General features: G+C 54.6%; 10 protein-coding genes and 1 pseudogene. 9 read left to right on the top strand and 2 right to left on the bottom strand.

Translation table 11 applies throughout. The annotated features are described in order from the left end of the window. Window positions 1–232: 232 nt before the first annotated feature. From PUP29_RS08615 to PUP29_RS08630, 4 genes are all read left to right on the top strand, one after another. The gene (locus PUP29_RS08615) at window positions 233–1,192 is read left to right on the top strand and encodes an AEC family transporter (protein WP_079546258.1); all 960 of its coding nucleotides are present in this window, start codon (window positions 233–235) and stop codon (window positions 1,190–1,192) included. A 121-nt stretch (window positions 1,193–1,313) separates the two neighbouring features. Then, complete coding sequence (locus PUP29_RS08620) at window positions 1,314–5,024, top strand: phosphoribosylformylglycinamidine synthase (RefSeq protein WP_353422991.1); 3,711 nt, start codon at window positions 1,314–1,316, stop codon at window positions 5,022–5,024. 125 nt (window positions 5,025–5,149) lie between these two features. Next, window positions 5,150–5,665 (top strand): flavodoxin family protein, encoded by a 516-nt coding sequence (locus PUP29_RS08625; protein ID WP_079546256.1) that lies wholly within the window; start codon window positions 5,150–5,152, stop codon window positions 5,663–5,665. Then, the gene (locus tag PUP29_RS08630; protein WP_079546255.1) at window positions 5,650–6,255 is read left to right on the top strand and encodes a hypothetical protein; all 606 of its coding nucleotides are present in this window, start codon (window positions 5,650–5,652) and stop codon (window positions 6,253–6,255) included. Before PUP29_RS08625 ends, PUP29_RS08630 begins: the two co-directional genes overlap by 16 nt. A 51-nt stretch (window positions 6,256–6,306) precedes the next feature. Here PUP29_RS08630 and PUP29_RS08635 read toward each other — a convergent pair whose 3' ends face one another. Next, complete coding sequence (locus tag PUP29_RS08635) at window positions 6,307–7,638, bottom strand: MATE family efflux transporter (protein ID WP_353422992.1); 1,332 nt, start codon at window positions 7,636–7,638, stop codon at window positions 6,307–6,309. 72 nt (window positions 7,639–7,710) lie between these two features. Next, window positions 7,711–8,160: a MarR family winged helix-turn-helix transcriptional regulator gene (locus PUP29_RS08640; protein ID WP_079546253.1), complete on the bottom strand. Its 450-nt coding sequence runs from the start codon at window positions 8,158–8,160 to the stop codon at window positions 7,711–7,713. Window positions 8,161–8,387: 227 nt separating this feature from the next. Here PUP29_RS08640 and PUP29_RS08645 point away from each other — a divergent pair, with 227 nt between their 5' ends. From PUP29_RS08645 to PUP29_RS08665, 5 genes and pseudogenes are all read left to right on the top strand, one after another. Then, on the top strand, window positions 8,388–8,477 hold the full coding sequence (locus PUP29_RS08645) for a potassium-transporting ATPase subunit F (RefSeq protein ID WP_079546252.1): 90 nt from the start codon (window positions 8,388–8,390) through the stop codon (window positions 8,475–8,477). Continuing rightward, window positions 8,474–10,021: pseudogene (gene kdpA / locus PUP29_RS08650) on the top strand (potassium-transporting ATPase subunit KdpA); the annotation flags it as partial. The gene PUP29_RS08645 and the pseudogene kdpA, both read left to right, overlap by 4 nt. A 20-nt stretch (window positions 10,022–10,041) precedes the next feature. Further along, on the top strand, window positions 10,042–10,728 hold the full coding sequence (locus PUP29_RS08655) for a response regulator transcription factor (protein ID WP_353422993.1): 687 nt from the start codon (window positions 10,042–10,044) through the stop codon (window positions 10,726–10,728). A gap of 437 nt (window positions 10,729–11,165) precedes the next feature. Beyond that, the gene (locus PUP29_RS08660) at window positions 11,166–12,659 is read left to right on the top strand and encodes a sugar ABC transporter ATP-binding protein (protein ID WP_353422994.1); all 1,494 of its coding nucleotides are present in this window, start codon (window positions 11,166–11,168) and stop codon (window positions 12,657–12,659) included. A gap of 20 nt (window positions 12,660–12,679) precedes the next feature. Continuing rightward, window positions 12,680–13,684 carry an ABC transporter permease gene (locus PUP29_RS08665; RefSeq protein ID WP_353422995.1) on the top strand — a complete coding sequence of 335 codons (1,005 nt, stop codon included), beginning with the start codon at window positions 12,680–12,682 and terminating at the stop codon, window positions 13,682–13,684. The last annotated feature ends 3 nt before the right edge of the window (window positions 13,685–13,687 follow it).

The raw sequence follows: 13,687 nt of genomic DNA on the forward strand, positions 1-13,687 counted from the left end.
AACGACTTGAGCGTATGCGAGTCGTTTGGGGCAGACGGAGTGCTGTCCGAACCTATGGTTCGGCGAACAGCACCCGGGCAAGGGACGTCCGTGAAAACGAGCATAGCGAAGTTTGAACGGAAACGGCCTACTGCTGCTATGCGGAATTTACGCAGGGGGCAAAATAGGACGAAGCGGGAAACGGAGTGACGAGGCCGCGTTCCGACGACAGGGCGGATAAGGTAGGATTTCATTGATTTTTGAAGCGGTGCAGGCGGTACTTATGGTGGTGGTCATCATTGCCATCGGCTATTTCGTTGCGCGAAAGGGCTGGGCGGGCAAGACCGTCACGGATTTTATCAGCAATCTGATCGTAAACGTGACCCTGCCGTGTACGGCGGTCATGGCGTTCCTCACGAGCTTCACAGCGGAGACGCTTGCGGATTCGTGGGTCTATATTCTCGCGTCCTTTGCGGCGATCGGCATCACATGGCTGGCCGCAAAGCTCGTCATTCAAATCGCAAAGATCGAAAAAGAACGGCGCGGCGTGTTTACGGCGCTGTTTTCATTTTCCAATTCGGTATTCATAGGGCTCCCCGTGGCGACGGCGATCTTCGGGGAGGAAGCCCTCGTGTTCGCGCTTTTTTACTATGTTGCGAATACCACCTTTATGAACAGCCTTGGCTTCATAGAGATCGCGCGGGACGGCATGGAGCTCTCGTGCGGAGGAAAAGGCGTGCGCTTCAGCGCGAAGGAGATTTTAAAAAAGATATTCAAGCCGCCCATGCTCGCAGTCATCGCGGGCTTTGTTCTCGTGATGCTGAACGTGCGGCTGCCCGCGTTTCTTTCTTCCGCGCTCACCTATGTGGGGAATGTTACCTCTCCCCTTGCGCTGATGTTCGTGGGCATGATCCTGCAGCGGACGGGGCTCTCCTGTATCAAAAAATTCGACCGGGGCATCTCGTGGGCGCTTGTGGGGCGGTATGCCGTATCGCCGCTCGTGATGCTTGGCGTCACGGCGTGTATGGGGCTCGCGGCTTTTCCGTCCGAGGTGCTCACCATCCAAATGAGCCTGCCCGCCATGGTCACGACGACTATCTTTGCCGAAATATCGGGTGCGGATACGGAATTTGCAGCGCGCGGCGTCGCCGTCACGACGCTGCTGTCCTTCCTTACGATCCCTATTTATATCCTGCTGTTTACGTATTTATGATTTTGCGTTCCGCTGCGGGAACAAGTTATGATATAATAAAAAAGCGAATGGCCGGCGGCCCCGCCTAAGGGGGGCTCTGCGCGGGCAAGACGAATGCGACGACGGAGGAGCGTTATAAGCTATGAGCGTAAAAAGACTGTTTGTGGAAAAGAAAAAGGGCTTTGACGTGGAGGCGCAGGAAAAGCTGGCGGACTTCACGCAGAACCTCGGCGTACCGGTAAAAGAGGTGCGGATATTGAACCGCTATGATGTGGAGGGGCTTGACGATGAAACGTTCGCGGCGGCGGTCCCTACCGTTTTTTCGGAGCCGGCTGTTGATAAGGTCTATTTGGACGAGCTGCCGGACACAAAAGGCTATGCGGTGTTCGCAGTGGAATATTTGCCCGGCCAGTACGACCAGCGTGCAGACAGCGCGGCACAGTGCGTGCAGCTGCAGTCGCAGGGGGAACGCCCGGACGTGCGCACGGCAAAGGTCTATTTGCTGAAGGGCGCGACCAAGGCGCAGACGGAAGCCATCAAAAAATATGTCATCAATCCGGTCGATTCGCGCGAGGCCTCTCTGAAGCCGTACGATACGCTCAAAATGGAACTCGATATTCCGACGGAGGTCGCGGTCGTGGACGGGTTCCTCAAGATGACGGAAAAGCAGATTGCGGATTACGCCGCGCAAAACGGCTACGCCATGACGGCGGAGGACATGCTGTGCGCGCAGGAGTATTTCAAAAGCGAAAAGCGCGACCCCACGGTAACGGAGCTCAAGGTGCTCGACACCTATTGGTCGGATCATTGCCGCCACACCACGTTCTTAACGAAGCTCGACGAGGTGGAGTTTGCGGGCGATCCGCTTTCCAAGGCGGCGCAGCGGGTCTATGAGGATTACATCGATACGCGCAGGAAATTAGGCAGCAAAAAGGACGTGTGCCTGATGGACCTTGCGACAATCTATGTAAAGGAAGCGAAGCGCGCGGGAAAGCTTGCGAATATGGACGAATCCGAGGAGATCAACGCCTGCTCGATCCGACATAAGATACAGACCTACGATGGGGAACGCGATTACCTCATCATGTTCAAGAATGAAACGCATAACCACCCGACGGAGATCGAGCCGTTCGGCGGCGCGGCGACCTGCCTCGGCGGGGCGATCCGCGACCCGCTTTCGGGGCGGTCGTACGTCTATCAGGCGATGCGCGTGACGGGCAGCGCGGACCCGCGCGAGAGCCTTGCGGACACGATGGAATATAAGCTGCCGCAGCGCAAGATCACGCGCGAAGCGGCGCACGGCTATTCCTCCTACGGCAACCAGATCGGCCTTGCGACAGGCCTTGTGGAGGAGGTCTATCATGAGGGCTATAAGGCGAAGCGCCTCGAGATCGGGGCGGTCATCGCGGCGGCTCCGGCAGAGCAGGTGAAGCGCTACGAGCCGTCGGAGGGAGACCTTGTGGTGCTCATCGGCGGACGCACGGGGCGCGACGGCTGCGGCGGGGCGACGGGCTCCTCCAAGGCGCACGACGAGACCTCCATCGAGCAGTGCGGTGCGGAGGTACAGAAGGGCAACCCGCTCACCGAGCGCAAGCTGCAAAGATTGTTCCGCAACGGAGCCTTTTCAAAGCTCGTCAAGCGCTGCAACGATTTCGGCGCGGGCGGCGTGTGCGTTGCCATCGGCGAGCTTGCGGACGGGCTGGATATCGACCTCGACGCGGTCCCGAAGAAATATGAGGGGCTGGACGGGACGGAGCTCGCGATCTCCGAGTCGCAGGAGCGCATGGCGGTGGTGATACGCCCGCAGGATGCGGACGCGGTGCTCAAAATGGCGGAGGATGAGAACCTCGAGGCGACGATCGTCGCGCGGGTGACGGACGAGGGCCGTATGCGCCTTATGTGGAACGGCAAGACCATCGTGGATATCACCCGCGACTTTTTGAATTCCAACGGCGCGACGCAGCATGCGGCGGCGCGGGTCGAACAGGCAGGCGCGGAAAACCTGTTTGCGGAAAAAACGGAGGATACGGCGGAAAAAACGCTGCTGTCCCTGCTTGCCGACCTCAATATTTGCTCTCAAAAGGGACTTGTGGAAATGTTCGACGGCAGCATCGGCGCGGGCAGCGTGACGATGCCGCTCGGCGGGAAAAACCAGATGACGCCCGTGCAGGCGATGTGCGCGAAGATCCCCGTACAGGATACGGACAGTAAAACGGCTACGCTGATGAGCTATGGCATGGACCCCTATTTGATGGAAAAAAGCCCGTTCCTCGGCGCGGTATACGCCATTCTGCTGTCGGAGGCGAAGCTCGTGGCGGCGGGCGGCGCGGTCGGCGATTCGTGGCTGACCCTGCAGGAATATTTCGAGCGCATGACGGGCGAGCCCGAACGCTGGGGCAAGCCGCTCGCGGCGCTGCTCGGCGCTTATCATGCGCAAAAGGAGCTTGGCGTCGCGGCCATCGGCGGCAAGGATTCCATGAGCGGCACATTCAGGGATATCGACGTTCCGCCCACGCTGTGCTCGTTCTGCGTGGCGCCCGTCCTCGCGGCGAACGTCATTACGCCCGAATTCAAGAAAGCGGGCAGCAAGCTGTATTTGCTGGATATCGTGCGCGATCAGGACGGCCTGCCGGATTTCGAGGACGCGAAGCGGAAATACGGTAAGCTGCATAAGATGATAGAGGATAGGGCGGTGCTTTCCGCGTATGCGGTAGAACGGGGGGGCATGCTCGCGGGCGCGGCAAAATGCGCGTTCGGGAACGGGCTTGGCGTGAAGCTGTTCCCGCAGGAGCTTTCGGGGCTCACATGCAAGGCGTACGGCGCAGTGCTCGTAGAGGCGGCGGATATCGCCGACGCGGATTTCACCCTTGTGGGCGAGATACGTGAGGAGCCGTTCATCGAAGCGCTGGGCGAAAGTATTCCGCTCTCCCGTGCGCTCGAGGCCTATACCGGCACGCTCGAGTCGGTGTTCCCCACCAAAACGGCGGACAGCGGCCGGGTGGATACGCCCGTCTGTCAGAAAAAGAATATCTTTATCAGCAAATATAAAACGGCGGTCCCGCGCGTCGTGATCCCGGTGTTCCCGGGCACGAACTGTGAATATGATACGGCAAAGGCCTTTGAAAAGGCAGGCGCGATCGCAAGCGTGGTCGTTATGCGCAACCTTTCGCCGCTGATGATCGAAGAAAGCGCGAAGCTGCTCGCCAGCGAGATCGCGAACGCGCAGATGATCATGCTGCCCGGCGGCTTTTCGGGCGGCGACGAGCCGGACGGAAGCGGAAAATTCATTGCGACGACATTCCGTTCCGGCCGTATCAAGGACGCGACGCACGATCTTCTTAAGAACCGCGACGGACTGATGCTCGGTATCTGCAACGGATTTCAGGCGCTTGTCAAGCTCGGCCTCGTACCATACGGCGAGATACGCGAAATGCGGGAGGATTCGCCCACGCTGACCTATAACAACATCGGACGGCACGTTTCGTGCATCGTGCGCACGCGCGTCACCAGCGCCAATTCCCCGTGGCTCATGCTTTCCGAGCCGGGCGAGCTGCATTCGGTCGCGGTATCGCACGGCGAGGGGCGGTTCGTGGCGTCGGAAAAGGAGCTTGGGGAGCTTTTCAGGAACGGTCAGGTCGCCACGCAGTATGTGGATATGGACGGAAATCCCACGATGGATATGCCCTTCAACCCCAACGGGTCGATGGCGGCGGTGGAGGGCATTATGAGCCCGGACGGCAGGGTGCTCGGGAAAATGGGCCACTCGGAACGCGCCGGGCTGCATATCGCCAAAAACGTTCCCGGCGATTACGACCAGAAAATTTTCGAGAGCGGCGTAAAATATTTCCGGTAAAGAGAGCGGGAGAAAAGGCGTTTGCCAAGCGGCGGACGCCTTTTTTGGCAGCCTTTTAAAATTATGATAGAATATGCATAAAACCGGATATTCTATATTAATAGAAAAAGGAAAAGGAGAACGGTATGAATCTTTTACTGAGCGACAGGGCGCTTTCCGTGCGTCTCCCCGAAAATGGAGAGGACCGGTATATCGACCTTTCGGAGCTGAAGCCCGCAAATTGTACGGGCTGCTTCGGCTGCTGGGTAAAGACGCCGGGCAGGTGCGTGATACGCGACGATGCGGTCAGGGTATATCCGCTGATTGCACAGAGCAGACGGGTGCTTTATGTCAGCCGGCTTTACTGCGGTTCGTATGATATTCCCATGAAAACGATGCTCGAACGCGCGATACCCGTTCAGCAGGCGTTTATCCGTATACACGGCGGAGAGACGCATCACGTCCAGAGAGACGTGGTGGAAAAGGAGGCGGTCATCATTGCCTATGGGGATATCTGTGAGGATGAAAAGGAGCTGTTCCGCAGGCTGGTCGGCAGGAATGCGCATAATATGTCTTTCCGAAAATGGAACGTGCGCTTTGTGACGGAGGAAGAGGTGGACGGTGCGGTCTGCGGGGAGGTACAAAAATGGGAAAGCTGCTGATCGTAAACGGTAGCCCGCGCGCGCCGCGGTCAAATTCAAAGCGGTATGCCGCATTGCTCAAGGAATATCTGAGCAGCGGAACGGACGAATATAACGTGACGGAGAAACGGCACCGGGAGATTTGCAAAAGGCTGGGGCAGTATGACGGTATTTTGTTCGTTTTTCCGCTGTATGCAGACGGTCTGCCGGTAACGCTGATGTATTTTTTAAAGGAACTCGAGACGTATGAGGCGGAGAAAAAGCCGGCGGTTCATGTGCTGATAAACTGCGGGTTCCTTGAACCGGAGCAAAATGATACTGCGGTGGAGATGATACGCTTTTTTTGCAGGAAAAACGGATTCCCGTTCGGCGCGGCGCTGTGTATCGGATCAGGGGAAGCGATCCTCGATACGCCGTTCGTACCGGTAGTAAAGCGCGGGCTCAAAAAATTCGCAAAAGCGGTGGAGAGGGGCGGGAACGGATTGTTTAAAGCGCGTATGCCGCTCACCAAGAGAATGTTCGTCAGAGCTTCCTCAAAATTCTGGGAGGCATACGGCGCAAAAAACCATGTCACCAAAGAAGAAATGCAGACGATGAAAATAGAGGGATAGCGTACTGGTACGCTATCCCTTTTCTATCACGCCCCGGCACAGCCGGGAACTTTATGCGTAATGATACCGCTTTCTTTGCGCTGCAAAGAACGCGATGGTAACGAGCAGGGCGAGCCCCTCCGCAACGACGACCGCAAGCCATATCCCGTTTATCCCAAGCAAGAGCGGCAGGAGCAGTACGGCGGCGATCTGAAATACGAGCGTGCGCAGAAAGGAGATCGCGGCGGAGACCGCGCCGTTATTGAGCGCCGTAAAGAACGCCGAGCCCCATACGTTGACGCCCATCATGAGAAAGGCGAGGGCATACAGCCGGAATCCGTGGGTGGTCATCGCGTACAGCTCAGGGTCATACCGGACGAAGATACCCACGAGAACCCCGGAAAAAAGCTCTGCTACGGCCGTGAGGACGAGCCCCGCCCCCACGACGAGCGTTAGGCTCTTTTTGAACAGGTTTTTCAGCTCGGCATGATTCTGCGCGCCGTAATGATAGCCGACGATGGGCGCGCTGCCGATGGAATAGCCGAGAAAGATCGCCATGAATATGAAGTTGACGTACATCACGACTCCGTAGGCGGCGACGCCGTTTTCCCCCGCGAGCCGCATCAGCTGGAAGTTATAGAGAATGTTCACGACAGACATGGAAAGGTTCGTGACCATCTCGGAAGCGCCGTTGGCGCAGGCGCGCAGCAAAGGACGAGCCTCGAAGCGGGCGCGGGTGAGGCGCAGCAGGCTGTTGTTTTTCCGGGAGAAATAGAGGATGGGGACCACACCGCCGATCACCTCGCCGATGGCGGTGGCGATGGCCGCACCCTCGATGCCCCAGCCAAGCACCGCGACGAACAGGTAATCGAGCGCCATGTTCGTCAGTCCGGCGGCAAGAGACACCCGAAGGCTGAGCCCCGGCTTTTCCGCGGTGATAAAAAAGCTGTGGAACACGTATTGCAGGATAAAGGCGGGCATGGAGAGGAACAGGATGCTTCCGTACGCCACGCAGTTTTCCAGAAGCTCTCCCGTTGCGCCGAGCGCCTCCGAAATGGGGCGGATAAAAATAAAACCTGCCGCGGAAAAGAGCGCGCCGACAATGAGGGCCGTATAGACGAGCATGGAGAAATAGCGGTTCGCCTGCCCGTGCTTTCCCTCGCCCAGCGTTTTGGAGACGAGCGCGCTGCCGCCCGTGCCGATCATAAAGCCGATGGTCCCGATCCCCATCATGACGGGCATGATGAGGTTCACAGCGGCAAAGGGCGTTTTGCCTGCGAAATTGGAGACAAAAAAGCCGTCCACAACGCTGTATAGAGAAGTGAAGATCATCATCAGGACAGGCGCGAGCACAAAGCGGAGCAGCCGTTTATAGGTGAAATGGTCGGATAGCTTGATCCTCATTGGGGCATTCCTTTCCGGTCCCGCAAAAAGAGCGTCCGGACAGTCTGCCCGGGCGTGCGGGGAACATGTTTTTTATTCAAAGCGTTTTTTCAGTTCCGCATCCAGCATGCCGTTGAATTTATAGGTGAGCCGCGTGAGTGCGGCGCGCTCCTCCTCGGGAAGCTCCATCCAGACGCGTTCCTCGAGCGCGAGCATATCGTCGATATACCGCATTGCGAACCGCTCGCCCGCATCGGTAAAAACGATCTGCTTTACGCGCAGGTTGCCCTCCTGCGGCTTAAGACGTACAAGCCCCTTTTTTACGAGCAGGCGGAACGCGGAATTGACCGTCTGCTTGCTCATGAAGAGGCGTTCGCTGATCTCATGCTGAGTATGCGCCCCCTCGCGGAGCATGAGCAGGGACCAATATTCCGCGGCGGAAAGGCCGCAGGCCCGGGGCAGCTTTGCCCAGATGCGGTCGAGATCGTTGAAACCGGCCCGGTATGCTTCTATGGTGCCGTCCTTCGGCAGTTCGATCGACATAGTGCTTCCTCCAAACAGTCCGAAATCATAATGTATGAAATCGGACTATTTGAGTATACATGAACGCTCACGGGCTGTCAACCGCTTTTGGGATGGACAGGCGCGGGGCGCACGGGCATGCGGCCTTAACACAATCTTAACATCCGTTTCCCCATCTTAACACTGCATTTACGGCAAACAACTTATAATCATGCTGTGACAAAATTTAGGGAAAAGGAGATAAAACTATGGGAACAGTTATGGTTGTTGCGGGCATCATGATGCTCGCCATGCTCGGCTATCTTTTCTATGTTTTATTCAAAGGTGAGAAGCTATGAGCAGTGGAGTGATTCAGGACATCGTATATGTAATCGCCCTGATCGGTATTGGAATACCGCTCGGGCTCTACATATACAAGGTAATGACAGGGAAGCTTACGTGGAAGCCCATCGCGGCCCTCGAACGTTTCACCTATAAGGTCATGCGTATCAATCCGGAGGAAGAGCAGACCGCCGGACGGTACGCGCTCTCGGCGATCACATTCTCCATTTTTGGGTTTGCGATCCTGTTCGCGCTGAACATGCTGCAGGGCTATCTGCCCTTCAATCCGGAGGGTATCCCGGGCACGAGCGCGCACCTTGCGTATAATACGACGGCAAGCTTCGTATCCAATACGAACTGGCAGGCATATTCCGGGGAATCGGCGCTTTCGTACCTCACGCAGATGGCGGGCCTCACGGTGCAGAACATCGTGTCCCCGGCGGTCGGATGCGCAGTGCTGTTTGCGCTCATCCGCGGCTTCCAGCGCAAGGAGAGCAGGACGATCGGAAATTTCTGGGTCGACCTCGTAAAGGCGACCTACTATGTGATGATCCCGCTTTCCATCATCGTGACGCTGCTGCTCGTTTCGCAGGGCGTGATCCAGAACCTGAGCGCCTATGTACATGCGACGACGCTCGAATCGGGTGCGGAGCAGATCATCCCGATGGGCCCGGCGGCAAGTCAGGTCGCCATCAAGCAGCTCGGTACGAACGGCGGCGGCTTCTTCGGAGTCAACTCGGCGATGCCGCTCGAGAACCCGACGCCTTTTGCGAACTTTGTGGAATGCCTGTCGCTGCTGCTCATTCCTGCGGCGCTGTGCTTCTCGTTCGGACGGGCGGTCAAGGATTCCAAGCAGGGACGCGCGATCTTCATCGTTATGCTGGTCATCTTCCTGCTGGCCCTCATTGGAATGACGATGAGCGAAAATGTGGCTGCGCCGCAGTTTGACGGCGTTGCGCAGTCCGGCAGTATGGAGGGCAAGGAAGCGCGCCTCGGCGTCGATACATCGGCCCTGTGGGCGACGGCAACGACATCAGCCTCGAACGGGTCGGTCAACTCGATGCACGACAGCTACACACCGCTTGCCGGCGGCATCCAGATGTTCCTGATGATGCTCGGCGAGGTCGTATTCGGCGGCGTAGGTTGCGGCCTTTACGGAATGCTGGCGTTCGCCATCCTCACCGTGTTCATCGCGGGCCTGATGGTAGGGCGTACGCCGGAATATCTCGGCAAGAAGATACAGGCGTACGACATGAAAATGGTGTGCCTCGTCATTCTGACGCCTCCGCTCTGCCTGCTCTTCGGTACGGCGCTTTCGACTTTCGTGCCGACGATCACGGACGACTTTACGAACACAGGCGCGCATGCATATTCTGAATTGCTTTACGCCTATACATCCGGCGCGGGCAACAACGGCAGTGCGTTCGCAGGCTTCAATGCGAACACAGTATACAGCAATATGGGCATCGGCCTGAGCATCTGCAGGTCTATTGTGGAAGCGCATGGGGGCGTGATCGTCGCCATGAATAATGACCGCGGCGGAGCGACGTTCAAGTTCGCCCTGCCCTTGGAGTGATAAAAATGGAAGATACGCGTATTTTGATCATTGAAGACGACCAGACGATACTCAATTTTTTGAGCATCTCTCTGAAAACGAACGGCTACCGCTTCGAGACGGCTCAGACCGGCCTTGACGGTATCTCGCTTTCGCTTGCCAACAATCTGGATGTTATTCTGCTCGATCTCGGTTTGCCGGATATTGATGGACTGGAGGTTTTGAGGCAGGTACGCCAGGCGTCAGACGTACCTATTATCGTGGTGTCGGCGCGCGGACAGGAGCGTGAAAAGGTGGAGGCGCTCGACGCGGGTGCGGACGATTATATCACGAAGCCGTTCAGCATCGGCGAGCTCCTTGCCCGGGTACGGGTGGCGCTCCGGAAACGTGCGCCGCATCCGGCGGCTAAGGAGAGCTTTGAACTGGACGGGCTTGCGATCGACTTTGAAAAGCGCAGGGTCGTGGTGGACGGAAAGGACGTGCACCTTACGCCTATCGAATACAAGCTGCTCACCCTGTTGGTGGAAAACAGGGGCAAGGTGCTGACGCACAGCTTTATCAATAAGCAGGTGTGGGGCTATGAATATACGGAGGATTCCCAGTCGCTGCGTGTGTTCATGGCGAATATCCGCCGCAAGATCGAGAAGAACACCGCAAAGCCGCGCTATATCATGACGGAGGTCGGCGTGGGCTACCGTTTCGCGGACGAATGAGGCAGGAGCCTGCAAGCTACCACGGCTGCCCGCCGGACGGCTTTTTTGATGGAATGAAAGCATTTGAAAATGATATCGGGAGTTAAACGATTTTATTAACGCAATATAGTGTAATTTTATCATAATATTGAACATTGATTTAAATTTTACAAACAGGTAAAATCTCTGTAGACAGTACTTGAAGAGCAGTTTGCTCCGAGGTTCTTCGATTTAAACGAGCGTCGGTTTTAAAGGTGTACGTTTATGACCAATACCATATTGCTGCTATTATGCGCTCAACAGAGCGCATTTTTTTATGGCTAAATTTCTACAGTATAATAATCGCCATTCAAAAATAAACTTAGAAAATAATAGGCTGAGATTTTGTAAAACTTTTGATGTAATATAAAATATTTGCGGCATGGAAATGTAACGGACTGGCTGGAGGAGAAGATAAAATGGATGAATACATTTTGGAATTAAATCACATCACAAAAATATTTCCCGGTGTAAAAGCCCTGCAGGATGTAAATTTCCAACTGAAACGCGGAGAAATACATGCCCTTATGGGGGAAAATGGCGCCGGGAAATCGACATTTATCAAAGTGATTACCGGAGTGCACCAACCTGAAGAAGGCACTATGAAACTGGATGGACAGCCGGTGCAGTTTAAATCCACACGCGATTCGCAGGAAGCGGGAATCGTTTGTATTTACCAGCATTCCACAGCTTATCCGGACTTGAGTGTAACGGAGAATATTTTTTTGGGGCATGAAATTACCAAAGGAAAAATGAAAGCGCTGCAGTGGAAAGAGATGCACGCAAAGGCGCAGGAGCTCTTGGATAGGCTCGGGGCCGACATTGATTCGCGGGCCAGCATGGGCACGCTTTCGGTTGCACAGCAGCAGCTTGTGGAAATTGCCAAAGCGCTTTCAAGCCAGGCGCGGATTATTATTATGGATGAACCTACTGCGGCCCTAACGAAACGGGAGAGCGAAGAATTATACGAATATACGGAAAAATTACGCGAGGGCGGCGCATCGATTATTTTCATTTCACATCGGTTCGAGGACATGTATAGACTTGCGGACCGCGTAACTGTATTGCGCGACGCACAATATATAGGCACATGGGATGTCGATGCGATATCGAATGAAGATATGATTATTGCAATGGTGGGAAGGGAAATCAAACAATTGTTTCCCAAACGCAAAATTGAAATTGGCGAGGAAATCCTAAGAGTGGAAAAACTTGGCCGTACCGGATATTTCAAAGATATTTCTTTTGATGTGAAGAAAGGGGAAATCGTTGCATTAACCGGCCTTGTCGGCGCAGGACGAAGCGAGGTTGCCGAAACGATTTTCGGCATAGCGCAACCGAGTGAAGGAACGATTTATGTAGATGGAAAAGAAGTGAAGGTCAAAAGCCCGACTGACGCGACGTGCGCAGGGTTGGGATTATTGCCGGAGGATCGGCAAAAACAGGCGTTGATACTCGATTGGGAAATTTCTAAAAATATTGGGCTTGGAAATATGGATCGGTTTCGGGACGGACCATGGTATAACAAAACAAAAGAGAGCAAGACGGCGCAGGAACTTGCGGAGAAAATGGCGGTCAAGGCGTCTTCCATTTATGATAAGGCATCCTCGTTGTCTGGCGGGAATCAACAAAAGGTTGTGGTAGCAAAAGCGCTTACCTCGAATTTGAAACTGATTATTATGGACGAACCGACAAAAGGCGTTGACGTCGGCGCAAAGGCGGCTATTTATGAGATTATGGGAGAACTTGCTGAACAGGGATATGGAATCCTTCTGATCTCTTCGGAAATGCCGGAGGTTTTGGGTATGGCTGACCGCATCATCGTAATGAAATCAGGAAGAATTACAGCCGAATTCAAAAGCGAAGAGGCAAATCAGGCAAAAATATTGGAAGCGGCTATGCTGGGAGAATAAAAAGCAAGGGGAATGGGGAAGTGAAATCATCTGTAAATATTTTAGAAAAAAATAAAACAAAAAAGACATTCCGCGAATTAGGACTGTTGATTTTCCTGATCGTATTGTGCGTAGTTTTTCAAGCGATTAATCCGACATTTTTTACATGGGAAAATCTCGCCGATATGCTTAGAAACACGTCAATCCTGGCAATTCTTGCTGTTGGGATGATGATGGTAATGATTACAGGCGGAATTGATCTATCGGTTGGTGCGATCGTAGCACTGGCAGGAATGGTATCCGCGCTCACGGTGCAGTATGTCCCACAGTTACCTGCGGTCGTTGCAATACTGATCGGCATGGGAGTAGGAATCGGATGCGGGGCAGTAAACGGTGTATTGGTGGCAAAAGGAAGGATCATACCGATTATAGCTACATTGGGCATGATGAATGTATTCCGCGGCCTAACCTATTTAATCAGCGGTAGTAAATGGGTCTCGGCGCATCAGATGTCGGATGGGTTCAAGTCTATCGCAACAAGTGGCATCGGCCCACTCAATACTCTTATCATCATTGCGGTTGTCGTGGTATTGATTTTCTACTATTTTCTGAATTATAACCGGACGGGCCGGTATATTTATGCCGTGGGCTCCAATCCGGAAAGCGCAGTTATCACCGGTATTAAAAAAGACCGGATTTTAATCATGTCCTATACGCTGCTGGGGCTGCTTACCGGACTGGCAGGAGTACTGTGGGTTGCCAAATTCGCCTCTGCACAGGGCGATACGGCGACTGGCTACGAGATGAATGTGATTGCTGCCTGCGTGCTTGGCGGTGTCAGCGTATCCGGCGGAACCGGAAAGGTAGGCGGTTTGCTTCTCGGAGTGTTACTGCTTGGGGTGTTGCAAAATGCACTGCCATTGATTAATGTATCTACTTTCTGGGAGGACTTTATACAGGGAATTATCATATTGGTGGCAATCCTGCTGAATATCTCGGTAAAACGCAGGGCGGATAAGAATGCTTTAAAGAGAAGGGAGATATGAGCA

It is taken from the genome of Christensenella massiliensis (assembly GCF_040409835.1).
Lineage (GTDB): Bacteria > Bacillota > Clostridia > Christensenellales > Christensenellaceae > Christensenella > Christensenella massiliensis.